22 protein-coding genes and 1 pseudogene are annotated in these 26,175 nt (G+C 46.8%); 10 read left to right on the top strand and 13 right to left on the bottom strand.

Annotated features, from left to right (window positions below):
* Positions 1-729: pseudogene (locus ACWQXP_RS13980) on the bottom strand (hypothetical protein); the annotation flags it as partial.
* Here ACWQXP_RS13980 and ACWQXP_RS13975 point away from each other — a divergent pair.
* Positions 728-880, top strand: coding sequence for a hypothetical protein (locus tag ACWQXP_RS13975; protein ID WP_454063488.1), 153 nt, complete (start codon positions 728-730; stop codon positions 878-880). The pseudogene ACWQXP_RS13980 and the gene ACWQXP_RS13975 overlap by 2 nt on opposite strands.
* A 736-nt stretch (positions 881-1,616) precedes the next feature.
* On the opposite strand, the gene ACWQXP_RS13970 is transcribed toward ACWQXP_RS13975, so the two are convergent.
* The 4 genes from ACWQXP_RS13970 to ACWQXP_RS13955 form a co-directional block, all read right to left on the bottom strand.
* Complete coding sequence (locus ACWQXP_RS13970; RefSeq protein ID WP_454063487.1) at positions 1,617-2,216, bottom strand: response regulator transcription factor; 600 nt, start codon at positions 2,214-2,216, stop codon at positions 1,617-1,619.
* A gap of 593 nt (positions 2,217-2,809) precedes the next feature.
* A complete protein-coding gene (locus ACWQXP_RS13965; RefSeq protein WP_454063486.1) occupies positions 2,810-3,442 on the bottom strand; it encodes a response regulator in 633 nt (210 codons plus the stop codon).
* Positions 3,442-5,808 carry a PAS domain S-box protein gene (locus ACWQXP_RS13960; protein ID WP_454063485.1) on the bottom strand — a complete coding sequence of 789 codons (2,367 nt, stop codon included), beginning with the start codon at positions 5,806-5,808 and terminating at the stop codon, positions 3,442-3,444. Before ACWQXP_RS13960 ends, ACWQXP_RS13965 begins: the two co-directional genes overlap by 1 nt.
* A 900-nt stretch (positions 5,809-6,708) precedes the next feature.
* A complete protein-coding gene (locus ACWQXP_RS13955) occupies positions 6,709-7,602 on the bottom strand; it encodes an NAD(P)-dependent oxidoreductase (protein WP_454063484.1) in 894 nt (297 codons plus the stop codon).
* A 225-nt stretch (positions 7,603-7,827) separates the two neighbouring features.
* Between ACWQXP_RS13955 and purE the strand changes: the two genes are divergently transcribed.
* Positions 7,828-8,334 (top strand): 5-(carboxyamino)imidazole ribonucleotide mutase, encoded by a 507-nt coding sequence (purE, locus tag ACWQXP_RS13950; RefSeq protein WP_454063483.1) that lies wholly within the window; start codon positions 7,828-7,830, stop codon positions 8,332-8,334.
* Between the two features lie 36 nt (positions 8,335-8,370).
* Here purE and ACWQXP_RS13945 read toward each other — a convergent pair whose 3' ends face one another.
* The gene (locus ACWQXP_RS13945) at positions 8,371-8,598 is read right to left on the bottom strand and encodes a DUF1653 domain-containing protein (RefSeq protein ID WP_454063482.1); all 228 of its coding nucleotides are present in this window, start codon (positions 8,596-8,598) and stop codon (positions 8,371-8,373) included.
* A gap of 97 nt (positions 8,599-8,695) precedes the next feature.
* The gene (locus tag ACWQXP_RS13940) at positions 8,696-9,532 is read right to left on the bottom strand and encodes a TrmH family RNA methyltransferase (protein WP_454063481.1); all 837 of its coding nucleotides are present in this window, start codon (positions 9,530-9,532) and stop codon (positions 8,696-8,698) included.
* A 307-nt stretch (positions 9,533-9,839) separates the two neighbouring features.
* Between ACWQXP_RS13940 and ACWQXP_RS13935 the strand changes: the two genes are divergently transcribed.
* Positions 9,840-10,973 (top strand): diguanylate cyclase, encoded by a 1,134-nt coding sequence (locus ACWQXP_RS13935; RefSeq protein WP_454063480.1) that lies wholly within the window; start codon positions 9,840-9,842, stop codon positions 10,971-10,973.
* A 24-nt stretch (positions 10,974-10,997) separates the two neighbouring features.
* Here ACWQXP_RS13935 and ACWQXP_RS13930 read toward each other — a convergent pair whose 3' ends face one another.
* Positions 10,998-12,026 (bottom strand): HDOD domain-containing protein, encoded by a 1,029-nt coding sequence (locus ACWQXP_RS13930; protein ID WP_454063479.1) that lies wholly within the window; start codon positions 12,024-12,026, stop codon positions 10,998-11,000.
* A gap of 260 nt (positions 12,027-12,286) precedes the next feature.
* Positions 12,287-14,227 (bottom strand): TonB-dependent receptor plug domain-containing protein, encoded by a 1,941-nt coding sequence (locus ACWQXP_RS13925; protein ID WP_454063478.1) that lies wholly within the window; start codon positions 14,225-14,227, stop codon positions 12,287-12,289.
* Between the two features lie 842 nt (positions 14,228-15,069).
* On the opposite strand from ACWQXP_RS13925, the gene ACWQXP_RS13920 reads away from it, so the two are divergent.
* Both ACWQXP_RS13920 and ACWQXP_RS13915 read left to right on the top strand, forming a co-directional pair.
* Complete coding sequence (locus ACWQXP_RS13920) at positions 15,070-15,873, top strand: glycosyltransferase family 2 protein (protein WP_454063477.1); 804 nt, start codon at positions 15,070-15,072, stop codon at positions 15,871-15,873.
* Between the two features lie 704 nt (positions 15,874-16,577).
* Positions 16,578-16,835, top strand: a complete 258-nt coding sequence (locus tag ACWQXP_RS13915) for a hypothetical protein (RefSeq protein ID WP_454063476.1) — start codon at positions 16,578-16,580, stop codon at positions 16,833-16,835.
* A gap of 163 nt (positions 16,836-16,998) precedes the next feature.
* On the opposite strand, the gene ACWQXP_RS13910 is transcribed toward ACWQXP_RS13915, so the two are convergent.
* The gene (locus ACWQXP_RS13910; protein ID WP_454063475.1) at positions 16,999-17,298 is read right to left on the bottom strand and encodes a hypothetical protein; all 300 of its coding nucleotides are present in this window, start codon (positions 17,296-17,298) and stop codon (positions 16,999-17,001) included.
* Between the two features lie 250 nt (positions 17,299-17,548).
* Positions 17,549-18,223 carry an AAA family ATPase gene (locus ACWQXP_RS13905; protein ID WP_454063474.1) on the bottom strand — a complete coding sequence of 225 codons (675 nt, stop codon included), beginning with the start codon at positions 18,221-18,223 and terminating at the stop codon, positions 17,549-17,551.
* A 189-nt stretch (positions 18,224-18,412) separates the two neighbouring features.
* Here ACWQXP_RS13905 and ACWQXP_RS13900 point away from each other — a divergent pair, with 189 nt between their 5' ends.
* The 3 genes from ACWQXP_RS13900 to ACWQXP_RS13890 all read left to right on the top strand — a co-directional run bounded on the left by ACWQXP_RS13900 (position 18,413) and on the right by ACWQXP_RS13890 (position 20,877).
* A complete protein-coding gene (locus ACWQXP_RS13900) occupies positions 18,413-19,315 on the top strand; it encodes a prenyltransferase/squalene oxidase repeat-containing protein (RefSeq protein ID WP_454063473.1) in 903 nt (300 codons plus the stop codon).
* 30 nt (positions 19,316-19,345) lie between these two features.
* Positions 19,346-20,368: a DUF362 domain-containing protein gene (locus ACWQXP_RS13895; protein ID WP_454063472.1), complete on the top strand. Its 1,023-nt coding sequence runs from the start codon at positions 19,346-19,348 to the stop codon at positions 20,366-20,368.
* A gap of 98 nt (positions 20,369-20,466) precedes the next feature.
* A complete protein-coding gene (locus ACWQXP_RS13890; protein WP_454063471.1) occupies positions 20,467-20,877 on the top strand; it encodes a DUF5069 domain-containing protein in 411 nt (136 codons plus the stop codon).
* A 25-nt stretch (positions 20,878-20,902) separates the two neighbouring features.
* Here the strand turns inward: ACWQXP_RS13890 and ACWQXP_RS13885 are convergent, their stop codons facing one another.
* Positions 20,903-21,982 carry an aminotransferase class V-fold PLP-dependent enzyme gene (locus tag ACWQXP_RS13885; protein WP_454063470.1) on the bottom strand — a complete coding sequence of 360 codons (1,080 nt, stop codon included), beginning with the start codon at positions 21,980-21,982 and terminating at the stop codon, positions 20,903-20,905.
* Positions 21,983-22,142: 160 nt separating this feature from the next.
* On the opposite strand from ACWQXP_RS13885, the gene ACWQXP_RS13880 reads away from it, so the two are divergent.
* Both ACWQXP_RS13880 and ACWQXP_RS13875 read left to right on the top strand, forming a co-directional pair.
* Positions 22,143-23,501, top strand: a complete 1,359-nt coding sequence (locus tag ACWQXP_RS13880) for an alpha/beta fold hydrolase (RefSeq protein WP_454063469.1) — start codon at positions 22,143-22,145, stop codon at positions 23,499-23,501.
* Positions 23,498-24,847, top strand: a complete 1,350-nt coding sequence (locus ACWQXP_RS13875; protein ID WP_454063468.1) for a TRAFs-binding domain-containing protein — start codon at positions 23,498-23,500, stop codon at positions 24,845-24,847. The genes ACWQXP_RS13880 and ACWQXP_RS13875 overlap by 4 nt, the downstream gene beginning before the upstream one ends.
* A 78-nt stretch (positions 24,848-24,925) precedes the next feature.
* Here ACWQXP_RS13875 and egtD read toward each other — a convergent pair whose 3' ends face one another.
* Entirely contained in the window at positions 24,926-25,912 is a 987-nt protein-coding gene (gene egtD, locus ACWQXP_RS13870; RefSeq protein WP_454063467.1) for an L-histidine N(alpha)-methyltransferase, read from the bottom strand.
* Positions 25,913-26,175 lie beyond the last annotated feature (263 nt).

Below are 26,175 nucleotides of genomic sequence, written 5' to 3'. Positions count from 1 at the left end.
TCCACCATTTCCGCCATTGGGAGCGCCTCCTGTTCCCCCAAAACCCACAAATCCGTTTCCGCCGTCACCGGTTTCTCCTCCACCGCCTCCAGCCCCACCAACGAGGGCACTTCCACCATCCCCACCAAGGCCACCGCCACCACCATGTCCAACAAGGTTTAACGGAGCTCCACCATCCCCACCAAGGCCACCGCCACCACCGAGCAGTAGGCCTACTATGCCCCCACCGTCTCCTCCGACCGCGGCGTTTTGATCAAAGTCAACATTTTCGAGCGTGACGTTGGCACCATCATTTACAAAGAGCCCGCCGCCGGCACCAAGTCCGCCGCCGGCACCAATCCCGCCATCTCCACCGGCGGCTCGGCCATTTTCTATATTGAAATTAGAAATCTGGACTGTTCCTGTGCGAACAAAAAACACGCGATGGGCATTGTTTCCATCTACCGTGACTTCGCCTCCTGTCGCTCCACTGGCGTTGATGGTCACGGATTCATCGATGAGCGGAAGGGCGCTGGATAGCGTGATGGTTCCAATCGGCCCTGAAAAGACAATCGAATCAGATCCGCCGGAAGAATTTGCGTCGCTAATGGCTTGCCGCAGAGATCCGGCTCCTGAATCGCTATTCGTGGTGACGGTATAGGTGGCGGCTAAACCGACTGAAAAGAAAAAAAACTCGGGAGCAAAAACAACGCAAAGTAGTACAAAGCAAGCAATAGGAGATAATCGCATGAAGAATCCTCTTCTCGTGTTTGTAATTGATCCGATTCGGTTGTCTATGTGTTCAGAGATTTTTACTGAACATCATGCACCCGTTCGAATCATTGATCTGTTCGACGATGGTGTCGAGATAAGTGCGGATAAGAATGAAGGGAATGAATAGATGCAGAAGGGAAGATAAAGAAAAGAGAAATGCCAATAAACGATGAACCAGTGAAGATAGAGGGAAAAACTAAATAACGTCTGAGTTACAATAAATGTATGAGATCGATCGTTGCCTGGTTCAAACGATAAAGGTCTATGAATCTTAGGAATGCGTGTAGATTTTCTGCGATGAATATGTCGAAGATTTTGCATTACGACGAGAGTGATATCTACGGTTTCAAGAAAATTAAACTGTCTGGTTTTCAAATGTTTACAGACTTTTGTACTCATAAATAGAATGATTGATTGTTCGGTTTCGAACTGAGCTGGATGTGCAATTCCGCACTTTCTTGGTCGTCTGATTTACTCTGAGGTCTTCTCGCATTATCAATGTCTCTCTCTGTACTTTCCTCATCCAAGATTATTTTTGGCAGTGATTCTACGGCTGTAGCCGAATAATGGTTTTGTTCCCATATCGATATTTCATGTATCAATGTCAGCAAGATATGAATGCGTTGACGCACATCCTGTCTGCTCTCGCGTAGAGCTAGCAATTTTGTTGGTGAATACGTATGAATGCTGAAAGGGAAGAGGCGCTGGACGTTGTGCGGTAAGGCGCTGCTAGAGCCTGTTGTAGTAAGTCGGCTCTGAATTCGTGCAGTTAAGAAAACAATAATACTGTCCATTAACCTTACAGTATGATTTGTTTTTTTCTTTGTTGTTAGAGGCGAAAGGGCAATTATTCGTGACTGTTCTCATATTTTTCCAGCACCAAATAAGGCGGCAACTTGGCTGCGTCGTGTCACATGGAGTTTGCTGAAAATTTTGGAGACGTAATTCTTAATAGTTTTTTCACTGACATTCATGGTCATGGCGATTTCTTTGTTTGTATGGCCAAGGGCAATCATTTCCACGAGTTTTTGTTCCTTTTTGGTTAACGAACCAAAGTCCGTTGTTAGGTCTGAGTCAGAAACCTGGTTGACTTTTTCAAGAGGAAAGGTCGAGCAACTTGAAAAAAAGACTTGTGCCCCCGTATTCAGCATGCGAAGACTTTGAGTGAGTTCGGTCGCTTTGACATCTTTCATCAGGCAGCTGGCCCCCGTTGTCTGAGATATGCTTAAGAGAGTCTGCTCTTCTATACCAGACGCGAGCAACATCAACTTCGCATTCGTGAAACGTTGTGCGAGATTTTGCTGAATGTTCAAGAGATTTGTTTCGTCCGGTCCGATTGCCCAGACAATAATGTCGGCGATTTCTCCAGGTTGGCTTGCCGGTAATGACTCCGGGGAGGCGGCTTCGCAGATAATGTGAAATTCTGATGTTTTCTCAAGGATGGTGCGTATTCCGTATCGCATGATCTCATTCCGGTCAATCAGAATGAGGTGAATGAGGCTGTTGCTTTGTGATGCTTTGTCTTGTACTGGCGTCAACTTTTGCATAGTTAAAGGAACACTTTCTTGTCTGTGGTACGGTTCGAAACATGAAAATTTCCTGTGGCTCGGTCTCAGGGAGGGGAATGAGGTGACTAGGAAAACCCTGAGACGAAATTGTAATCAACTATATGCACAGATGATGCCCTCGAAAGTTTATTTGTTTACTTGAGAGTGGTTGATCATTTTTTCCCGTATTAAAATTTCGAGATATACTGGATCTTTGAAATTAAAGTCGTTTCGGTCTTTCAGGTAGAGAATGATTACCAATGAACAGATTCTGGGATGGTGTCGAACGGCACTACTTATAGGATAGGTGGATCTGCGTGAACAATCTGTCAGGCAATGGCCATTCGTTTGTAGGTTTACGCCACTTAGGCTGTAGGCATTTGCCTGACAGATGCGAGAAGGTTGAACAGAGGCTAATGATTTTGGAAGACGATAATAAAAGATGACAAATAATGAGACATGAATACGGTGAATCTCTCTGATGAATGAAATTGCTAAGCTATCACCTCTTAGTCTAGTAAGTGTTGTTCAAGGGCAAATCGAATAAGTGAAGGGGTGGTTTTGAGATGCAATTTTTCCAACATTCTGGCTCTGTAGGTACTAATCGTTTTCACACTGAGGGAAAGCTGAGCGGCAATTTCGACGACTGTTTTCCCTAGGCCAATCAAACGTAACACCTCAAGCTCTCGATTTGAAAGCGTGTGAAGTAACGAATCTGAAGTCTCGCCGGACACATAGGCCGCCAGTTCTTGGGCAAGAGATGTGCTGACGTACCTTCCTCCTGCGAGAACTTTTTTCATGGCAGAAATCAACTCTTCCGGTGCCGTTTCCTTCGTTAGGTATGCCGATGCCCCAGCCTTCAATGCACGGAGCGCATACTGTTGTTCGGGGTAGAGGCTTAACACAACAATGGATAGGTCTGGTTGATGTTGTTTCATTTCTTTAAGTACGGCAATTCCATTCATATCTGGGAGGTTAATATCCAATGTCGCGATATCCCATGTTTCTTGTTGTGTGGCTTGCAATGTTTCTTGTCCCGTTCCACATTCGACTATTTGCGCTCCCGCGAATGTTTCGATGATCAAATTTCTCAACCCGCGTCGGACGATGGCATGGTCGTCAATGATGAGAACCTTAATCATTAGCCATCTTTCAAATCCTCCGTTGACATAAAGGGAGTAGGGACCTGGATTGTGACCCTTGTGCCATGGCCTTCTTCTCCCCGAATCATAATTGTTCCGTCAATCTCTGAAAGACGCTCTCGAATTCCATTTAGGCCAAGAGATGTAGTTTTCCCCATTTCATGTTGAGTAATCCCTCTTCCATTGTCCTTGACTTCAAGAGTCAGATATTCAACGTCGTGGGTGAGAGTGATGGTGACCTTGGAGGCCAGTGCATGCTTGAGTACATTCGTGAGAAGTTCCTGGGTAATACGAAATAGGACGAGTGCACAACGAGGGGCAAAGTCTATAGTGTTCATTTCTTCACTGACGATGAGTGTACAGGGAAGGGACGTCCGTGCTTGAAAGTTCTGGGCCTGCCATTCAAGAGCTGCGAGTAGACCGAGATCGTCCAACATGCTGGGTCGTAAGTCAGTGGCAATTCGACGCATGGTGTCAATAGCCGTATCGACGGATTTGGCCATCGAATGGAGTTGTCTGTGGTACGTGACATTCGATTGTGAAGGGTTGTGTTGAGCAAGCTGGCTCGCCAGTTGGGAAATAGCAAATTTTAATCCTGTCAAAATTTGTCCAAATTCATCATGTAATTCCCGTGCGATACGCTTTCGTTCTTCTTCCTGAGTCGACACTAATTGTCTTGCGAGTTGTTGTGCTTGTTCTAACGCCTGTTTGGCATCGTTTTCGGCTCTCATGCGTTCCAGTTCCACGGCCGCTCGGTCGGCAAATATGGTCAGCACTGTTTTGACGTACAGGAAGTTTTCTAATGGTCCGTCGTGTGCGACGCAAATATGACCAATGTAGTCTCCGGATTTCCCTGACAGGGCTAATCCGAGATAGGACTCTGCTCCAATCTCTACTAACTCTTTATCGTTAGGGAATAGCTCTTGAACTCGACTTGGGTAATACACTGGGCTGTTTACCAGTGCACCTTCGCACGGGGTTCCTGCGACATCATATTCATGAATCTGGTGATTCAGTTCCTGGTGCCAGCAGGCAAGGGGTTTTAACCGTGAGCCTTGTTCATCAGCCAATTCAGCGACAAGCGCAAATCGGACTCCCGTCGCTAATGCCAGATGTTTGATGAATTCATCAAAGAAGGCTTTTCCTGTAGACGAAGCTGTTCCCTGTGCAAGGCTGTGAAACATGACCTCGGTTTGCTTGTGTTCCGTGACTTCTTGAGTCAGCCCCAATATGGCATGAACCTGGCCGTATGCATCTTCGATTGGGACAAAGGAAGAGTGAAAGAACCGTTTGTCTGGTCCCTCAAATTCATATTCTGATGAGATCTTCTTTAAGGCCAGGTCAAACAGTTCCATGATTCTTGACCTATCCTTGTTTGCAATAAGATCGAGATATGGTGTTCCGATGATCTCCCCTTCCTCTTGAAGGTGAATCATTCGAAGGCCTGCGCGGTTCATTGAAATGATCTGACCCTCGCGATTGAGTTGGTGAATACAATAGGGAGAATGTTCAATTAATGTGCGGTATTTTTCTTCGCTTGCCCTGTGGGCTTCCTGGGCGACCTTCATCTCAGTCATGCGTTCATGGGTGACGACAACGCGAGCTGGTCCTTGTCCTTCAATTGGAATAATCTTGACGAGAAACCCTTGCTGTAAAAGAGGTGAGTGATGGGAATAAATAGAGGAAACGGCGTTTTGACTTCCGGCGAGAACCGCTCGAATGCCTTTCGCAATCTTCAGGGCTTCTTCCACACATTCGCCTCTGGTTTGTTCGCAAATCTCTAAAAAGTTATCGCCGAGGTTCCAGTTTTTGAAGAGGAGGGCATTGCTTGGTTCGACATTTTCCCAACTGGCATTCATCGACAAAATCATGCCTTTTGCGTCAATGACACACACATGAGCTGATAAGGCATTCAACGTGGAATGGATCAACTGTTCAGCCTTGAGCCACCCCACGTCAGTCACCTGAGGCTTTGTGACGTTTCGCCAGATTGCTAGACCATAAAGTATATGTCCCTCTGTATCACGAAGCGAGGACATCTGCAGCTCTACGTCAAGTATGCTGCCATTTTTTTTCTGTAACTGGAGCGCAACTCCATCGACCTCACCAATTGTCAAAAATCTGTGAAAGGCATCACGCGCCCCTACTAATGAATTCCTGTGATATATGTCAAAAAAAGATCGACCGATGAGTTCATCGTTACTATAGCCAAGAATGAACACGAAGGTGTTATTGCAGTGTGAAATCTTTTCGGTTTGTGAATCGACTAAGACGAAAAGATCAGGAGCGTTTTTGTTGTGATACCTAATCTCCGACTCTTTGAACGTTTGTGGGAGCCGTTGAGGTTTTGCGAGTTTTTGTTTCATCAGGCTATACATCTAGGTAATCAAGGTGAAGATCTTCTCTATCAGAATTTACATGAAGTTGTATCGGCATGACATCTTGACATAGATCAAGTTGGTGGTCTTGCTCAAATGGATCTCGAGTAACGGTCTCGGGGTTTGATGGTTGCGCTTGAAATTTTTACTATCGCAATGCATCTCGTCCTCATATTGCGAACATGCGGCATTCTCAAGTGATTTTCCCATATAAAGTAGACCGGCTCGAACAAGGGCTTTTTGTCTGTCAAAGGTTGTATTCTCTTTCCAGTGTCTATCTATCTTGGCTGATAGGAAGGTAATGAGCAACCCACCGAATCAAATCTTTTCGCTATTCTGCATCGAACCTCACAGGCTTACGGATATCTCTCAACTATCAATGACGATTATTATATCTTCCCGCATATGGTGCAGTGTTGTCCTCGCTTCAAGGTTCTATAACCGATTCTATTATCTTCCAATGTTTGATGTGGGTCATGACGCTGGGTTACTTGGATATCTCTGACTGGTGGCATCAAAAGGATAAATTCTCCACGATAGATTGCCCAACAGTGACGCTTGGTCTTGCGAACGATCATATTCACTAGGGCACTTATAATCCATATCCATGTTGCACATGTATTGCCAGGAAGGCATACTTGGACAAGAGCCATTGGTCCGTTAACCTATTGTGGCCTAGGCACCTCACTGAACAACGTATTTGGATTCGCTATAGTGATGCGACGGGTCAAAAGACCATTGAGGAGTCTGAGCTTGCGCGTTGTGGAGTGATTGTTTGGACGATCTTGATGGTATGGATAGGAGAGAGTTGAAAAGCAAAGGTTTTTAACCGGAAGATCAAGCGGGTCTCAAGCCTTATGTCGGCCTAATCCGTATCGTGGTTGGCACTTACCCTCGTCCTCGAAATGTTAACTCCGCTATTGCAGATTTATCGAGGTCGCCTTTTCCCTGTTTGACTAATCGACGGTACTGTTCGAGTGTGGCCGTTGCGAGTGGGAGTGAGAGACCTTCCTGTTTACCTAAGTCAACGGCGATGCCAGAGTCTTTTGCCGCATGGGCGGCTGAAAAATAACATTCGTGGTCTCTGTTGGCCATATCGTCGCCATCAGTTTCCAGCACTCGAGATGCGGCGCCTGTTTGGGCAAATACTTCTTGTAACATAGCGAGATTGAACCCAAGGGCCTCGCCTAATCCAAGGCCTTCAGCCAATCCTGCCGTATTAATATTCATCACCATGTTCACGAGCGCTTTGACTTTGGCGGCTTCCCCAGCATGCCCGATATGTCGAAGTGCCGCACTCATCGATTGAAGCAAGGGCTCGGCGCGTTGGAACGCTTCTGGCTTCCCTCCACACATCAAGTACAGTGTGCCCTCGCGAGCTTGGGTGATGCTACTAGCCATACAAGCTTCAAGGCTCTGTCCTCTGTGTTGTTCGACTAACGATTCAACCTCAATGTGGACAGCTGGGGTATTGGTCGCGCAGTTGATAAACAAGCAATTTTCGGCATGAGCGAGAAGGCTGTCTGGTGAGTCTGGTTTGAATATATCCCGCATGGCTTGATCATCGCTGACAACAGTGATGACGGTATTGGAGCATTGAGCAACTTCTGCAGGCGACGTGGCGGTTCCACACCCTAATTCTTCCGATAACGAGGTCATGGTGGCGGGGTTTTTATCAAAGACGATCGTTAGTGAATAGCCATGATCATGAAGCCGTCTGGCCATATTGGCCCCCATTCGCCCAATTCCGACAAATCCTACTCGGAATTCTGTTTTGTGCATCGGATGCGCTCCTTTACGTGAGTGTCTTGGGGCAGTGTCTTCTCTTTGTGTGAGTGTACCTAAGGGTGATTCTCGTGCTGACATATGTACCATTATTCGAATGGTGTTGTCAGTGTCGTCCGAATGATAAATATCTCGAAATTTTGGTAGACCTCTTATGTGCAGAAAAGGTATGGTATCGCTTCGTGTTTTATCCTTGATTAACCTAACAGTGAGAAGACCATTATGACTCAGCAGAGCCAAAGTTCACCGCCTCGTGTCGCGATTTTAATGGGTAGCCGAAGTGACCTTGAAACGATGAACCATGCGAGCGACATGCTCAAAAAATTACAGATTGTTCATGAAGTGAGAATTCTGTCCGCGCATCGAGCGACGGATGCACTCTTGGAGTATGTCGGGGATGCAGAAAAACGCGGAATTCAAGTGATTATTGCTGGAGCCGGTGGAGCCGCGCATTTGGCCGGTGTTATTGCGGCGAAAACGATGCTGCCGGTTTTGGGGGTGCCGATGCAATCGAAAGCGTTGCAGGGCATGGATTCTTTACTGTCCATTGTACAAATGCCCAAAGGGATACCGGTCGGGACATTGGCGATTGGCACTGCCGGGGCAGCCAATGCCGGGTTGTTGGCCGCAGCCATTTTAGCATTATCTGATCACGGTGTTCGTGACCGTTTAACGGCATTTCGAGAAGAACAGACGAAAAAAGTCTTAGCTGATCAGTTCGTGAGTTGAGCGGAGCAATGTGACAGATGCGGTCTTGCGGGTTGTTTACAGCGAAGATTCTTGTTCTTCTTCAAGTCGTCGAAAGCGTGGCATTCGCCTTCCATCTTTCTCCACTTCCTCTTCAAAGTGCTGCTTTGGTCTAACCCACAGGCCCTGATCTCCATAGAGTGCTCGGTAGACCACCAGTTCTTCCTCGGTCTCACTATGTCGAGCACAGCCGATTACCTGGTAGTCCTTCCCTTTGTAATGACGATATCGCCCGTTGGGAACCATGAAGTTTCTCCTTGTGCGATCTATAGCCGTTTCAAATAACTTCTAATACTTGAGGCGTAGACTTACGCTGCGACAGTCTTAATAATTCAACTGGGAATTAATTGGATTCGCTATAGTATTCTGAAAGTGGAAATTGCTGTCGATAGGCGAACAAGGCAATACTTGTGGCCATTGCGGCATTCAATGAGTCGACTGCATTGGTATGGGGGATCATGAGGGTGTGATGAAACGTGATGTCTGGTAATCCCAGACCCTCTTCTCCGACAAGCAGCCTGACGTGTTGAGGCCATTGCCACGTCGAAAGGTTTATTCCCTTAAGGTCTAGCGACACAACCCACCTACGGAGTTCATGATCAGTCAGATTTTGAATTTCCGGTCCTTCATCTATCGACAAATTGAAGACCGCTCCACTTGAGGCACGGATCGTCTTTGGATGAAACGGATTGGCCGCTTCCTGTAGCAATATGAGTTTCTGTACGCCAAAAGCCGAGCAGCTGCGGATGACCATTCCCAGGTTCATGGGGTTGCCTAGCGGGCAAAGAACTTCCAATCCTTCCGGGGGAACGGAAAGGTCAGCCGATGAGACCTTTGGGGTTTGGCAGATTAAGAGGGGAAATACGGTTCCGACTGTATCAATCTTTTGAAAGAGTGCATCTGCTAGTTCGAACGACATCACGTGTCTTGGGAGTTTCGGCAGATCTGGGGTTTTTTCAGAGTAGAGAAGTTCCTGGCAAAGAGTTGGATGATGAGTCAACGTTTCTAGAACAATCTTTTTACCCGAGACCAAACATTGCCCATGTTTCTTAATCCCTTTACGGTCCAATAACGAGAGCCAACGTTTGATGTGGTTGTTGTTCGCACTCGTGATGAATCGTTGCCGATTGCCTAAAGTCTGTGAAAGTCGAGAGGGAGTAGTCTGAATACGAGGGGCCATAGATATGGGAAGACCGTCTTATTTTGAGTTCATTTTCAATGACAACAATGAACAGCATTCTAACAGAATCAGCATTCAGAAACTGGAGGTTTAGCCGATAGAGATCTATAGCCGTTTCACATAACTTTCGATGTTTGAGGCGTATGCCTTCGCGACGGCGGTCTGAATACCGCAACTGGAATTTCACTGGATTCGCTATGGAGCCATGATTCTCAATTCGTTGACCTGACGGGGTTTGGCTATGAGTCTTTGGCAAGGTGACAATGGTGCGATTGAAGCAATAATGTTTTCGTAAGGGGAGAGATGGATGTTTAAGCTATGGTCTGGAAACGAGAAGAAGCCGAGTCCAACAACACCAGAACATCTTCCGACCAGTACATCTCCATCAGTCCATGAGCACGATCAAACAGCTCAGGTTACTGAGACATTAGCCAAAGTTTTGCGTTTATTAGGCCGGCATTCATTTGATCTTGATCACATGGCTGTTAACGATATTGAAAAAGACTTTGAACGGTGGGCAATGCACGTGCTTGTGGGAACCTCGATTGTGGAAAATGAGGAGCCATTGACTGACGGTCGACGGGATTGGGGGGGGCTCAATCAATTTGTCAACGCTCATCGACAACATGAAAAAAAGTACGTTTTGGAAAGTTTGGGAGATCTTCGAGAAGTCTTGTTAACCTTTACCCAAACCATTGGTCAGACGGTGCTCGATGACCAGGAAACCGATCGGCAAATGGTGCTGCATCTTGGCGGATTGCAAACGGCTTCAGAAACGAGCTCTGCCGAAGAAATGAAAAAGGCTCTGCTTCTTGCGGTGGACGGGATCAGCCAGGTCATGGTTGAACGAAAACAGCGTCAGCAAGCTCACGTCGAGATCTTGGGCTCAAAACTTCAAACCATGCAAGCAGAACTGGGACAGGCTCGTGTCCAAATGACATTGGATCCGCTCACGAAGCTCTACAATCGGGCCGCGCTGGATACTCAGTTAGAGCGTATCGTCGGGCTCAGTCTGCTTGCCGGTTCAGCGGCCAGTGTCTTAATGATTGACGTCGATCATTTCAAACATGTGAATGACACCTATGGCCATCGAGCTGGGGATGCTGTGCTGCAACAATTTGCCGATCGTTTGGTATCAACGTTTCCGAGAAAATTAGATTTCATCGCTCGCTATGGAGGTGAAGAAATGGCGGTGTTGCTCCAGAGCGATGGATTGGATGTCAGCTCAAGAATTGCGGAACGGTTTTTAGAAACGATCAGAAGTAAGCCCTTTAATCATGAAGGGCTAGAGATTCCGATAACCGTTTCCATTGGCTTGGCGGAACTCAACCCGGGGGAGTCCGTGGCTTCATGGATTGAGCGAGCAGACCGTGCGTTATATCAGGCCAAGGAAACTGGGCGTGATCGTGTCTGTGTGGCGTCCAAGACCTTAGCGATCTAAATGTTGGAATGAATGGGGTCTGCGTTACGCGATTTCGGGTTGAGTCTCGTGTATCAGGTGAGGAGAGAGTATGGTCGTGGCTACGTGAAGTGGCCGTTCAACTTCTGCTGTACTGCCGATGTGCACTTGAAAAAAACTGGCGATTTCTGAAAGGCCTTCTGGAATTTGATTGATGATAGCCAGAACATCGTCAGCGCTGAATTCTAGCCATTCTTTTGCTGCTAAGACGGCCTCATACACGGCCTCTTCTGTCTCAGTATGACGACACCAGAGGTCCGCAAGGAGTCCTGAAAGCGCGACACAGCTCATGATGGCTTTTTGCTCTTCGGTGCACTCATGGCTGACATCTGGTTGATGACTGGCGCTGATGGCATTTTGAAATTCCTCTGGAAGTTGCCATGATTCCGCAATCCAACTCCCCATCTTGGCATGATCACATCCGAAGTACTGCTTTTCGAATCGTTGGAGTTGTGTGTGGTTGTCCTTCGCATCCATGGTTAATGTCCGTGTGACTTCTGGCGCTACCTCATTTAATGCCAGGAGCCCAATGTCTTGTAGGAGTGCACCAATAAATACCAACTCAGGGTCAGGGAGTTTGCACCAATGCCCTAACGTTCGACCGGCAATGCTTGCGATAATGGACCGTCGCCAAAATTTTGCATGGTCCATCCCGACATGTTCGGGATGGTTCATATCCTGACACAATCTGTAGAAGCAGAACGATAGTGCCAGAGAACTGACGGCATTCATCCCGAGTAACGTAATGGCTTGAGCAATGTTGGTAACGGTATGGCGAGTCCCACCATAATAGCTGGAATTGGCAATTTGCAGAAGTCGAGCCACCACTGCAGGGTCCTGACTCATTAAATCTGCCAGTTTCTCAATGTCGGCTTCTTCATTTCGACACATTTTTAATATCTGGGAAGCAATTGGCGGAAGGGCTGGTAGACTCAGTGACCGACGTAAGCGGTCAAACAGTGATCCATCTTCACCGGGGTGCCAGTGTGAATCTTCAGCATGCGTCGTAGGCATTTGGGTGCGGTTGTCAATCAATACTGTATCCTCTAGCGTTCAAATGACGGTGAGGGTGTGCCTGCATATAGTTTCGGTGAAAAACGTTCAGGCTTAAGGGAATACGAGAACATATTGTTTTGACAGGCACATCTGTGAGGCAGTTGTGAGCTTTGGTCAGTTCTTGTGAGATACTATAGCGAAACCAAATAACTTCCAGCCGATTCAAATAAACCAACTTCAGCGCAAAACACCGCTTCATACGTACGGAAACTAATTGGAACGGCTATAGCGGATGTCTACTAGAGAGCGTATTCCAGACCCAGTCTGAAAGAAAGCCTGGGGCCGGGAAATCCAAGGTATTCTTCATACGCGGCATTGGTGAAGTTTTCAAATATTCCGAAGAGACGCCAAGCGGGTGTTGGACGGTAGGTGATCGCAAGGTCGGCTTTGACATACCCGCCTACCCTGTCTTCTTCTGTAGGAATTTGAAGGTCAAAGCGTCTGCCGATGACTCGGACCTGTGTACGCACGGTCCATGTTGATGAAGGATGAGCTGTCAGGATAACACCACCACTCCACTCAGGACGATTCCGAAGTGGATCCGGCGTGCCCTGGATCTCTGTATCAAGATATGTCACAAACCCTTTGACTGAAAGTCCAGTCAGCGGAGTGAACTGCGTTGACAATTCAAGGCCCTGGGTTTTGACTGTTTGAAGATTTACAAGGCGAAAGATATTCATCCTGGCTAATGCTGGGTCCAGATCAATGAGTTTTGAAAACCGATTGCGAAAATAGGTGAGTTCAATCTGCGGAGCTTCGTGACCCATGCTGTGGTAAATGCTGACGTCCCATCCTTGGCTACTTTCCGGCTGAAGCTGGGCATTCCCAATCGTCGGGTCGCCGAGGCTTGCCATGCTTGGAAGTTTAAAGCCTTCTCCATAGCCGGTGCGGACACGCGTTGAAGGTGTGATCTGATAACTTAGCGCGACCCTCGGGCTGACCTCTGCTTCAAATCCTTCAGGGATATCGACCCGAAGACCCATAGTGGCCTGTATGTTAGAAAGGAGTGTTGCAGACATTTCAGCAAAGAAAGCAGGAGTTGATCGTGTGTTATGAAAATCTGTTTTCTGATCGGTTGGTGCTCCGAGAGCTGTGAGTTCCTGGATACCCTTTCGTTTGCCAATTTCTGTGGTGAGTTGAACGCCGCCAGCAAGGGACCAAGTTGGAGAGAGGGCTAACGTATGCTGCCATGTTGGTTGTATACGAGTGTAGGTGGTGTCAAAATTATTTGGAGGAATTCGAAAAATCAGAGGCGATGATGCGACTCCTGGGCTATCGCTGTCTTGTGTCCGTCGAAAGAGGCTGAACGAAAGGTTTTGTTCCCAAGCATTTGTCGGATTGTGGCTAAGGTGGAGTCCAGATACGAGTTCAGAAGTTTTACGTTTATCGGTTTCTCGAATGAAAGACAGCCGTGGTCCACCACTTCCTTCTGGAAAGCTCCGTGTTGAGGTATGGGTGAATTGCCCGGTAAGACGTAGCTTGATAGGAAGATCGTCATCCCAATTGATATGCCACCCTGCTGTTCCCAATTCAAATCGATCATTTTCGACCTGTTCCTCATTTCGAGTGTGTGACAGCGAGACGGCATACGTGAGAGGACCAACGGGGCCATTAGCTTGGAGCAGTTCTCGAGTAAAACCGAAGCGTCCGGCCGCACCTCGGATGAGCTGGTGCGATTCCTTTCCGCCTGCTTGCGTAATGACATTGATGACTCCTGAAACGGCCTCGGACCCATACCGTGCTGATAATGGACCGCGAATGATTTCAACCCTCTCGATTCGCTCAGGTGTCAGTGTCGAGAGGTCAACCGAGCCGCCTCGTTGATTGGTGGGGTCATTGATGGGGACACCGTCAATCATAATTAACGTAAAGTTCGGATCACCTCCTCGAATATAGACGGAATTGATCCCGCCTCGTCCGCCCATCTCATCAACATGGAGACCGGTCACTTGCTGAAGAATTTCACTGAATCGATGGGCTTGTTGATTATCAATGTCTGTTCGAGTGATAACGGTGACGCTGGCAGGAGTCTGAGTTAATGGAGTTGGAAGCGCAGAGGCGCTGACAATAATTGGATCGAGTTGCGTGATCTCAGATTGATCAGATGCATGAGACGTGGAAGCACTAGATAACAGCCAGATGAATACGATGGTTTGACTGAGGAGTGGGATGAGTGGCATGTGATTTTGTCTGATCTGGCAGAAAGTCGGCGTGAAAAGGCGACGATTCTTGAGAATGAAAAAAAGCGTCGTTGATCAGATTCGAGAAACGCACTTTATCATACTATAGCCATAGCGAATCCAAATAAGTTCCAGTGGGGACCTTTGCGACGATTGTTGTGTTGTCCTGTGTGACCTCAATAGGTAACTGACATTCAACACGATTTTGCTCATGAGGTGTCGACTTGAGGTCGCTAAGCCAGCGTGGGTACCTGCTTCAAACATTGGAAGGTTATACCCGCTTGGATTATAGCGAATACAAATACGCTCCAGGTCAACCATGAGGACTTTCAACGCGAATCCCATGTGTCAAGAGTACGAAAAATCATTGAATCGGCTATAACTGCCAATGATTGACGTTTTCTGCCACGTATTGGATGTCAACATTGTACAAGTTGGCGCTTTATCGTTTCGGTATAACTGAATCGGCTATAGGGAGAAAAAACAGGAGAATCGTTTGATGGAGATGGTGGTAGGCGTACTAGGACAGGTGGCGCACGTTTAGGCGAAGTGACGTCATATGTCTTACGTGATAGTCACGATCATTTTCATCCAGTCCTAGGAAATGGCGCATGCCGGTTACCTTTATTACACTTCAGTGTGGAAAAGACAATCGACTCATTGACCATCTAGTAGTTAGTGGGGAGACATGCTAAGTTTTACTATACCTTGCTAGGACATCAATAAGTTGGACGTGTTGGTGGTGTGCTCCCTATGCCGTTGAGGTGGGACGTCATAGGTCTCAACTCACGGTATCTACTCGAATTGTGATGAGTAGACGCCGCAAAGATTGACGTGTCTTTATGGATCAACCTCAGACCCTTTCTATCGTCATCCCGGTTTTTAACGAGCGTCAGACGATCGAGGAACTTCTGCGTCGAGTGTTACAGGTCGAACTGGGTGAACTGGAGAAAGATATTGTTATCGTGGATGACGGCTCTACTGATGGAACGACGGAATGGCTGCAAGAATTTCTGCGTACCCAAGATGCCGAGGGACATTTTGGAAATTCAGCTCAATCTGAAAGTCATGTAACCTATCGAAACGTCAGGGTGTTCTTCCACGATCATAATCACGGGAAGGGTGCTGCATTGGTCCGAGGGTTTCAAGAGGCCAGTGGAGATATGATTTTGGTGCAGGATGCGGATTTAGAGTATGACCCGCATGACTATGCCAATCTCTTAATACCTCTTTGTCAGGATACGGCTGATGTGGTCTATGGTTCGCGATTTCTCGCTTCTAAAACTCCTGCCTGGACCATGGCGGGCTACATAGGAAATAAGTTGATGACGGCACTTTCCAATTTTTTTACTGGACTGTCTCTGACAGATGTGTGGACAGGGTACAAGGTCTTCAAACGATCGGTGGTTTACCCTATGGCTCTGAATGAACCAGGTTTTGAACTTGAACTTGAACTGACCAGTAAAGTGGCGTACGAAAAGTGCCGGATTTGCGAAGTGCCTATTTCTTATTGTCCTCGCAGTCGAGCCGATGGGAAAAAGATTACCTGGAAAGATGGCATCAAAGCCATCCAATGTCTGATTCGATATCGCCAAAGTAAACTTCTTGGTCAGCAGCGCCAAATGCAAAAATTTTTAAACCCCTAGAACCCTTCCTCTATCTCTTTTCTCTTCCGTTCTTTTTTGGTCATGATTGTCATTTTCACTTTTTATAGCGAATCCAACAGTTGGAATGCCTGGACACGATACCATGCAAGAAGGTGCAATCTTGCATGGCATTCAGCGGCGTGACTCAGCCATCGACCTGATGTATCAATTACATGTGTCCAGGTCCAGTTGAGGTACATCAACTAACCTCGCGCGATTACTTACTTCAAACATGTGAGGTTATTTGGGTCGGCCAAAGCCTGGTAGGCCATCGCGCCCTATTCCCTATTTTATGGTTCGCAAGCCTGTTAGGGTGAAGGCTTTCATGTCAAGAAGTGAAGGCTAAAGCATACAGCATTTCTCGTCTGATCATCTGTATCACCTTGTTTCATGGAATTCCAAGTGTTTGAATTGTTTAGGCTTGAACGAACATTTGGTCTGACCGAATCCTAGGGAACACGTCTTGCTGTCTTTTATAGCGAGTATGGTTAGATTTTTTTGTTCTTGCCTGAATTAGCTGTGAGTTAAGGAGGGTGAGACCTTTTGTTTTATTGGAGGAGGAATTTTCATGATTGCTCGTGTCATATCAGCATTTTCCGTATTCATGGTTGTCGCCATTGGTGGCATTCTTACTCTTTTACCGACTCATAACAGGCCAAGTGAAGAGAAGCATTTCATGTATAGGTTTTAACAGGAGGGGGGGCATGGTTGTACGTCTGACATCAGCACTTATCATTGCTACTATTGGTGGCGTTTTGATGTTTGTTCCTGTCTCGGGTTTTGCAGGTTCTGCACAGGATGCGTTCAAAAAGTTGCAGGGACAACAAAATGGATCAGGAATTAAAGCTCACTCTGCCAGCTCGGCGGGCAAGGCAACTGGAGAGAGCGGGGCGGAAAAAGAGAAAGCCAAAAAGGCTATGAAAAATGTCGTGAATAAAGGATCTAAAAAGTCTCAAAATTAAAGAATTTTGGTTTATGAGGAATTAGCCGGATAGTGAAATAGTTTTAAAGCAAACATATACGCTGTAGGGCTGGCTTTTAATACCCCCTCATACTTGCTGGCTCTACCGGTACAAAGGGCTCATTTGGTTTCATCCAAATGAGTCCTTTTTTTTTAGGTCTATATTAATTGGAGTTCACAAACCAGTCACGGGTATTATAGCGAATCCAATTAATTTCCAGTTGTATGGGGAAACGAAGCCATAGGCGACGGTTGTTCCGTAACTCGGTGCCCCCGATAGGCAACGATGCTTGAAAGCCGTGCTGTCCCTGAAGTGTAGATTGAAGGTCGCCTAGGCGACGGTTGTTCCGTAACTCGGTGCCTCCGATAGGCAACGATGCTTGAAAGCCGTGCTGTCCCTGAGGTGTAGATTGAAGGTCGCCTAGGCGACGGTTGTTCCGTAACTCGGTGCCTCCGATAGGCAACGATGCTTGAAAGCCGTGCTGTCCCTGAAGTGTAGATAGAAGGTCGCCTAGACAGCGTTATGCTACGCATCAAACATCGGAAGGTTATACCCGCTTGGATTTACTGACAATGATTGACGTTGGATATCACGTATTGGATATCAAAATGGTGCAAGTCGGCATTTTATCGTTTCAGTATAACTGAAACGGCTATAGGCACTCTAGAATGAAATAAGAGAAAGGCATGTCAAAGGCTTATGTAATCTTTTTGTTACTGGGGGACGCACTTTCGAGATGGTATGCAAGGAAATTGGATGATGGATTGAATGGTCGTGATTTGCATTGTACGGGATTGAGGGAAATCTTGTGTGCTCATGATAATCAGACCAGGGTATTGATTGATAGCTTGTAAAAGATGATTGATTTCCTGGTTGGCATAGCGATCATGAGTATCGAAGAGGCCAGGTCTTTTTCCGAAAAGGGCATCGGCTTCGTCAAGGAACACAATGGATTTTTGCACTTTCGCCTTTCGTATGACCGAGGATAAATGTTTTTCAGTTTCTCCAATATACTTCTGAATCACATTTTTTACATTGAGTTTCAAGAGTGGCCGTGTCAAATCGACAGCCAAGGCTTCGGCGGCGGCTAATTTTCCCTTTTGATCAGATCCTGCAAAAATAACTGAGGTTGGACGTAATTTGTGATGATGCGGCTTACTCATGATACTCTGTGAGGCCAAGTCTTGCCTGAATTTTTGCGAGAGGGCTTTGAGCTGGTCGGCAGTCTGTGGAGACAGGATGAGGTTTTGTAACGTATGCTGAGGATTTCCTTTCAATGTAGACTGATGGTCGTTCGATATTTGGAGAAGGTTGTTATTTGAAGATTCTAGAGGAAGGCTCAACGTTGCGACAATGATCAGCGTGAAGCTATTGATGAGTGTGGTCATAATTTGAGTCATAAGTCTAATGGATAATTTGTTGTACTCGAAAGATCTTAAGTCAATCGCCTTATGGTGTACAGAATTTATTCTGTGATAGGTGACTGGTCTTGCGTGAATCATATGTGTCTGGTCTAACATTTTAGGATTCGGCTGTTCGTTTGATTAACCTCCTGTGTTCAATGGGCTATGAATGTCATGAATTTTAGTATCCACTCCTTTCTCGAAGAAATTTTAGAGCGTGTCTTGCCAGACCATGGTTTTGCGGATCATCTCCATGGAAAATTTCGTCCCGATGCGACCGCCTGGGCTATGATGGTCCTCAAGAAACAGGGCATTGAGTCTGAAATCGTAAGATTGGCTGGAGATCGATTATTGAATTATCAAATGCCTGATGGACGAGTGGTCATTTCTATTGATCATCCTGATGTCCTCTGGCCCACACCTTTAGCTGTCTTAGCCTGGCAGAATTCGAAAATTCATCATAGCGCATGGCAACGCGCGGTGCTGTTTATGCTTCAGGCTACAGGTGTTCACTGGGAAAAGCCGGATAATGATTTCATTGGACATGATACGGGGATTCTAGGTTGGTCTTGGACTGATCGGACTCATTCCTGGGTCACTCCAACCGCTTTATCGATGATGGCCTTAACGGTAGCGGGATATGGTGATCATTCCAGAGTGACAGCAGGGGCAAACTTGTTGCTTGATCGACAAATTTCGACCGGCGGATGGAATTACGGGAACACATCGGTACTTGGGAAATCGCTTCATCCTTTTCCGGAAACAACCGGAATGGCTTTAAATGCTCTAGCTGGTCGTGTTCCGCGTGAAGCAATCGAACCCAGTCTTCAATATCTTCAGGGTCGAATTTCCACACTTCGGACGCCTCTTTCGCTAGGCTGGTCAGTTCTCGGTCTCAAGGCGTGGTCGGTTTCGCCAGATCAAGCCCAGGAATGGATTGTTGAAACGCTTGAACGGGAAGCTCAATACGGGGGGTACGATACACCCTCGTTATGTCTGTTGTTAGCTGCTAGTCTGGCAACTGAAGGATTGGAAAGTCTTATCGTTCAAGAAGTCGAGGGTGCCACACCTTCTTAAATCATTCTGGATAAATTGACGCTTCTACGTATGTTTCATCATTCACTCACTCCTTCAAGATGGACGCGGCGTAATTTTCTTAAATTTCTCTTGGCTGGGAGTGCGCTTGTCGCCTCGTCGTCGTGCGTGACTCCGGTGAGGCGAGAGTTGGGTTCACAAGCCCAGGTGTTTGTTGGCCAGGAGGATTCGTATGAAGGTAATCTTCGCAGTGTGATGGAGCGAGGGTTTCAAGAACTCGGGGTCTCAGCTTCAGAAATTCAGGGGAAAAAGATTTTACTCAAACCGAACCTTGTTGAAACCCATACGGCAAGCGCGCATATTAACACGCATCCGTTAGTCATTCGTGCTGCGGTTGAGGCTTTTCTTAGTCTTGGGGCTCATCAAGTCGTCGTGGGTGAGGGCCCAGGGCACCGGCGAGATGCCTTGCACATCTTAGAAGAGTCAGGTCTAGGATCGATCTTGCACGAAGGCCGAATTCCGTTTATGAATTTAAATGAACAGATGGGCTATGCCGTGAGAAACCAAGGTCAATGGACGGCTCTCTCCACATTGACGTTTCCTGCCGTTTTTCGCGATATCGATTGGATCGTCTCAATGCCAAAGCTGAAAACGCATCATTGGGCAGGCGTGACATTGTCCATGAAAAATCTCTTTGGTGTGCTGCCGGGTCTTTATTACGGGTGGCCGAAAAATGTGTTGCACCATCAAGGCATTCATGAATCCATCTTGGATATTTATGCCACGCTCAAACCGCATTTTGCGATTGTGGATGGAATTGTCGGGATGGAAGGAGATGGCCCAATCATGGGCGATCCGAAATCTGTGGGAGTGATTGTCATGGGGAGGAGTTTTCCCGCTGTCGATGCCACCTGTGCTCGATTAATGGGAATTGATCCTTATCAAGTTCCCTACCTGAATACTTCCGAGGATTGGCTGGGTCCCATTAGCGAAGCCCATATCGAACAACGAGGTGAATCCATTCGAGCCCGTCGACAAAATTTTGCGTTATTGGATCACTTTCCTGCCCAGCAAGGATTACGTTGGAATGGATAGGTCTCGGTTGGATTTGATTGTTCGACAGCATGGGTTTGGACTCTTGCTCATCGACTCATAGTGTTCGCAGGCAGCTTTTTCTATTCGTGAGATGACAAATGCGTAAGCCCACCGACCAACTTGCTGGTTGCTGCTGGTTGCCACGATTTATCGATAAGGGTCGTTTGTGGAATTCTGGAACGTTGCCCCTTTTCTATCGAATAGCATTTTGTAGCCCAGTGGGTTTAGACGGACATTTTTTACGTCATTTTCACTTGCGAAAGAAAAATTTTCTAAATGCCGTTCAAGAATCTGGGTCGACAGATGATGGGGTTCGCCAATGGTTTCTTGAGCAGTCCAAAGTCACCTCAGCACGTATTGCAGAGTGGAACTTGTTCGCTCCGCGATTGGGAGAACGCGGTCATTCAGGTTATTGGACGTTTCATTTGGTGAAATGGGTGTTGTACCCCAAGGCTGTCGTTAGACCAGTCAACAGTCTGTTTGAAGCGATCATTCAAGACGAAGGGTGAGGTGGCTGGCCTATCGGTAAGAATGCTACACAGGAAGTTGTTTGTTGATTTTATTGAATATGTTCGTGACATTATTGGCATCGGCTTCCTTCAACCAGGACATTCTTATGGCAGGCGTTTCACCCTCTGGATAGTCCGTGAATGGCTTCACCACAATGTTATCTTTTTGAAAAACCTCCATGATTGCGTTGTGATGCTGCGATTCAAAGGTCAGTATCCCTGGGGCATGGGGGCCATCCCATTCTCTCACCTGTATTTCTTGCATCTCTCCTAGTTGTTGTTTCGCAATTTCCCGTATGGTCTTCAATCCTTGCGTGTTGAGCCCCCCTTGATTGATGTTCTCGCATGCTTTGGCGAGCCCTGCAATGAGACCGATATTATGCGTGCCAATTTCAAATCGAGAGGCAGGATGTTGTGTTGAAGTTGTAGATGTTGAAAGAACAGAGGGTGCATATTCCAGATAATGCTTGGAGAAGACCAGGCCTCCTGTTCCCAAAGGTCCGCGACACCATTTATAGCCTGAAAAAAAGTACGCATCACAATTCAGATGGTCGAAATTCACGGCAATATGTCCGACGGCCTGAGCGCCGTCAACAATCAAGAGTGTATCGCGTTCTTTTGCAAGAGCCGAAATTCCCGCAATTGGGAAAATCCGTCCATCTACATGGGATACATGACTCAAAATGATCGCCCTCACTCTGGGCTCATGTAACGCATGGTGAATAGATGTCAGAAATTCTTGTGGCGAAGCAGTCGTTGGCAAAAACTGTGTTTCAACGTCTCGGTGTTTGAGCGTAAGTAGTTCGTTGCGAATAGAAGGATTTTCATGGGTTGAACTCAAAATTATATCTCCTCGTTTCCAATCTATCGAAGAGATAAGCAAGTAATTTGCCGTGGAGGCGTTGGGGACGAACGCAATAGAAGATGGATTGGAGACGTGGAGTAACGCTGCGACGGTTTCACGACATTGCAGAACTTTGGTGCGATACCATTGAATGCCTTTTTCAGAATATAAAAAGTCTTTATATTCTGTGAGCGTGCGCTCGACTTCCTGTTCAGCTTCAGGGAGGATAGGACAGGAGCCAGCGTAATTAAGATAAGCCATGAGGTGAAATTCCAATACTAGACAGACTCTACCTTGCCATCTTCTTCATGACTCATTCAAGGAAAAGATTTTTCTTGAATTCTTATAACCTGACGGCTAGGCTGATGTTAGATGTGTCATATTGCTGCCGGCCGATTCGCGAAGAAAGGAATGTTTGATCATGTCTGAAACTCTTGTGACTCATCAAAACGCGTCGAACGATGTTGCCTTGATCTTCGTGCATGGATTTGGTGGAGAACCGACAAAGACCTGGGGGCAGTTTCCCGACTTTCTTTTGCAAGATTCTCGTCTGCACAATTGGGATCTTTATAGCTTAGGGTATCCAAGCGGTTTAGGATTTGATCTGGTGGGAATTTGGAAAGCGAATCCCTCAATTGACACGATTGCCAAAAATTTAACGACCTACGCCAAAGTGCAATTTAAATCCTATCAACGACTCGCATTGGTTGCACACAGTATGGGTGGGTTAGTGGTTCAACATGCGTTGGTTGACAATCCCGATTTTGCGAAGCAGGTTGGTCATGTATTTTTCTTTGGTACGCCAAGTCAAGGGTTAAAGAAAGCGTTATTTTTTCAGTTTTGGAAGAGGCAAATTGACGATATGGCGGAGGGTAGTCCGTTTATTCTTGACTTGCGTGAACGGTGGGATGAGAAATTTGCCAATGAGCAGACGCCTTTTCAATACTGGGTGACGGCCGGAGATCAAGACGAGTTTGTTCCGAGACATTCGTCGCAGATTGGGTTTTTAGATCATCGTTGTTGCGTTGTTCCAGGTGATCATTTAAGTATCGTGAAGCCAGAGACGGCAAGGAGTCTGAGTGTGCAGGTTGTGTTAAACGGGTTAACTGGAGGCGCGAATACGATCGGGATCGCAGACGCGGCTCAGCGGGCAATCGAAAACAGGCAGTTTCAGGAGGCTATCTCGCAGCTTGAGCCTAAGAAGGAAGGCCTTGATGAGCGAGGAGTCGTTGAATTGGCTTTGGCATATGAAAGCGTTGGTCGTCATGCCGAGGCGTTGGCTGCATTACAAGGACGGCATCCTGACGATACCGATGCCATGGGCGTTCTCGCGGGTCGGTTAAAGCGCCGTTGGTTACTTGAACGACAAGCTCAAGATGCTAAAGCTGCGCAAGATCTCTATCAAAAAGGGTTTGAACTATCGGTCCGAAGGAATAACTCTGATCAAGCCTATTATCATGGGATCAATCTTGCGTTTATGGCGTTGGCATTTGATGAAAATTTTGTGGCGGCCCAGAATTTTGCCAAACACGCGGTTGAGCATTGCAAAGAAGCCAGACAGAGCAAATGGCAGCATGCAACTCTTGGTGAAGCGCAATTGCTTCTTGGCGATGCTGATGAGGCCGTTCGTTCTTATGAGGCGGCATTAGCTGCGAAGCCTGCCCCAACTCCACGAGAAGTTGACTCCATGTTGCAACAAGCGATGAAAGTGACCAGTGTTTTAGGTTATGAAGAGGCTGCAGATCGCTTGTTGAATGTTTTTGGAAGGACAGAGGCATGAACCGTCCACTCTGTTTTGTGTTGATGCCATTTGGGAAGAAGCCCAATATCGCAGGTACACTCATCGATTTTGACGAAGTGTATCAAAAACTGATCCGTCCAGCGATTCAAGAGGCTGACTTAGAACCGTTACGTGCAGATGAGGAAATGACAGGAGGGATTATTCATAAGCCAATGTTCGAACGACTGATTTTGTGCGAATATGCCATTGCAGATTTGACTACAGCAAATGCCAATGTTTTTTACGAATTAGGCATTCGTCATGCCGTACGAGAATGGAGTACGATCACGATCTTTGCCGAGGGCGGAGGCCAGTTGCCATTTGATGTTGTGTCTCTGCGGGCTATCCCCTATCAACTCACGCCCCAAGGGACACCAGATAATATCCTGAGTGTTAGAAACATCATGGCTCGCCGTCTTCATGATGCGCAGCAGGCAACGCGTGATAGCCCCATTTATCAGCTGGTTGAGGGATTTCCTGAGGTGAGTCATACGAAGACCGATGTATTTCGCGATCGTGTGGAATATTCCAAATTGATGAAAGCACGACTGCGTGAGGCGAGGCAGCAAGGTCTTGAAACATTAAAAAATCTTGCATGCGAGCTTCAACCAATTGCATCCTGCGATTCTGGGGTGGTGATTGATCTGTACCTTTCCTATCGAGGGGTGAAAGGTTGGCAGGAGATGATTGATATGGTGTCCCAAATGGCGCCGCCTCTCGTCAACACCGTGATGGTGCAAGAGCAGCTTGGGTTTGCATTAAATCGACTTGGAAAAAGCGAAGAAGCTGAAGAAGTGTTAACAGAGCTTATTCGAGTGCGAGGAGCCAGTAGTGAAACTTATGGAATCTTAGGCCGAGTCTATAAAGATCGATGGGAGGCGGTACATGATGCCGGTGAGACTTTTCAAGCACATGGATTGCTGAATCAGGCAATTGAAGCATACCTAAGAGGATTTGAAGCCGACTGGCGTGATGCGTACCCAGGAATCAATGCGGTGACGTTGATGGAATTGAAGGATCCCCCTGACCCTCGTCGTGAACAATTACTTCCCGTTGTTGCCTATGCAGTCGAACGACGTATGGCAGGAGGAATACCTGATTATTGGGACCATGCAACTCGTCTAGAACTAGCTGTCTTAGGAAAACAAGAACAACAGGCTACCGAGGCTGCCCATGCCGCACTGGCGGTCATGCGTGAAACGTGGGAAGCCGAAACGACCGCTCGCAACCTTCGCCTTATCCAAGAGGCTCGTGACAAGCGAAATGAAACGATTCTTTGGGCTGATAAAATCCTAACCGAACTAGAACGAAAGGCCCACGATAATCCTGGCTCTTCAGTTCTGTGATTCGTGCTTGAAAAGGGTCTTGCCTCTTCATGGAGTCAAGATGAAGAGGTGTTTGGGGTGGGGCTGGTCGTAAGTCGATTACGGTTTTCTGGCAAGTGCGAGTCCAATGAGTTCTTCCGAGTCGGAGTACCATTTGATCATGTCAAAGCCGGATTGCTTGAGAAGCTTTTCTGCACGAGGGTGATCATATTTCGTACTGATTTCAGTAAGGATGTCTTCACCCTTCTCTAGTTCGAATGAAAAATCAAGACCCGGAATCTCCACGCATTGTGATTCTTTTGATCGAAGCCGCATTTCTATTCGGTGATCCGTTTTATTGTAGAGCGCCACATGATCAAAGGTGTCAGGATTGAGTGTGGCTCCGAACATTTCGTGCATGACGTTCAAAATGTTTTTATTGAACGCAGCCGTGACGCCAGTGGAATCATTATAGGCGGCTTCAATGCGCTTGATGCTTGTTTCCAATTGTACTCCTAACAAGAAAAAATCTCCTGAAGCCATTTCAGCATGAATGGATGAGACAAAATTGAGCGCAGATTGAGAATCGAGATTCCCAATTGTTCCACCCAAAATAACGACAAGTCTACGGCCACCGTCAGGGATATGTTCAAGGTGAGTCAAGAAATCTCCCACAACCCCATGGACATGCAGACCTTTATATTCTTTGACGAGTTCCTGAGCTACGCGTCGAACAATTCCTTCACTCACGTCAAAAGGGACATAAAATCGTAGTTGATTAGCCTGGGCCATGGCATCAAGTAAGACTCGGGTCTTCGTGGCGGCGCCTGACCCCAGCTCAACTAACTCTTCAGCTTTGGTCAAACTCATGATTTGATCGGCATATTGATTGAGGAGATGTCGTTCTGTTCGTGTTTGATAATATTCGGGAAGTTCGCAAATAGCCTCAAACAATTCAGAGCCACGATCGTCATAGAGATATTTTGTTGGCAATCTGCGAGGCGTTGACTCAAGACCTTTTCGTAATTCCAATTGAACATTTGTCGGTGTCTCATCGCTCACATGTACATCAATAATGATATTCTGTGATTCTGTCGTACAGTCCATACTTCCTCCTCATGGGGGTGTGTCGTTGAATGTGAGACGATTGAGTTAATTGAGGGAACGAGGGTAAGAATCCGTGAGAAGGTTGTTGCGTAAGAAGCTTTGGTTCATGAGATGATCGGCAAAGCATGTTGATGTTGCCAATGGAACGTATACTGCAAAAGTTATCATACTTTCCTTAAAGACCTTTGTTGTCGCATTTGGCTATGGTGATTTGCGGGAAATAAAGAAAACGTCGACAAGAGGGACAATCACCGACGAGGAAT

This window comes from Candidatus Nitrospira salsa, assembly GCF_965152625.1.
The sequence above is the reverse complement of the archived record's forward strand: the minus strand, read 5'-3'. Positions and strand labels throughout refer to the sequence as shown.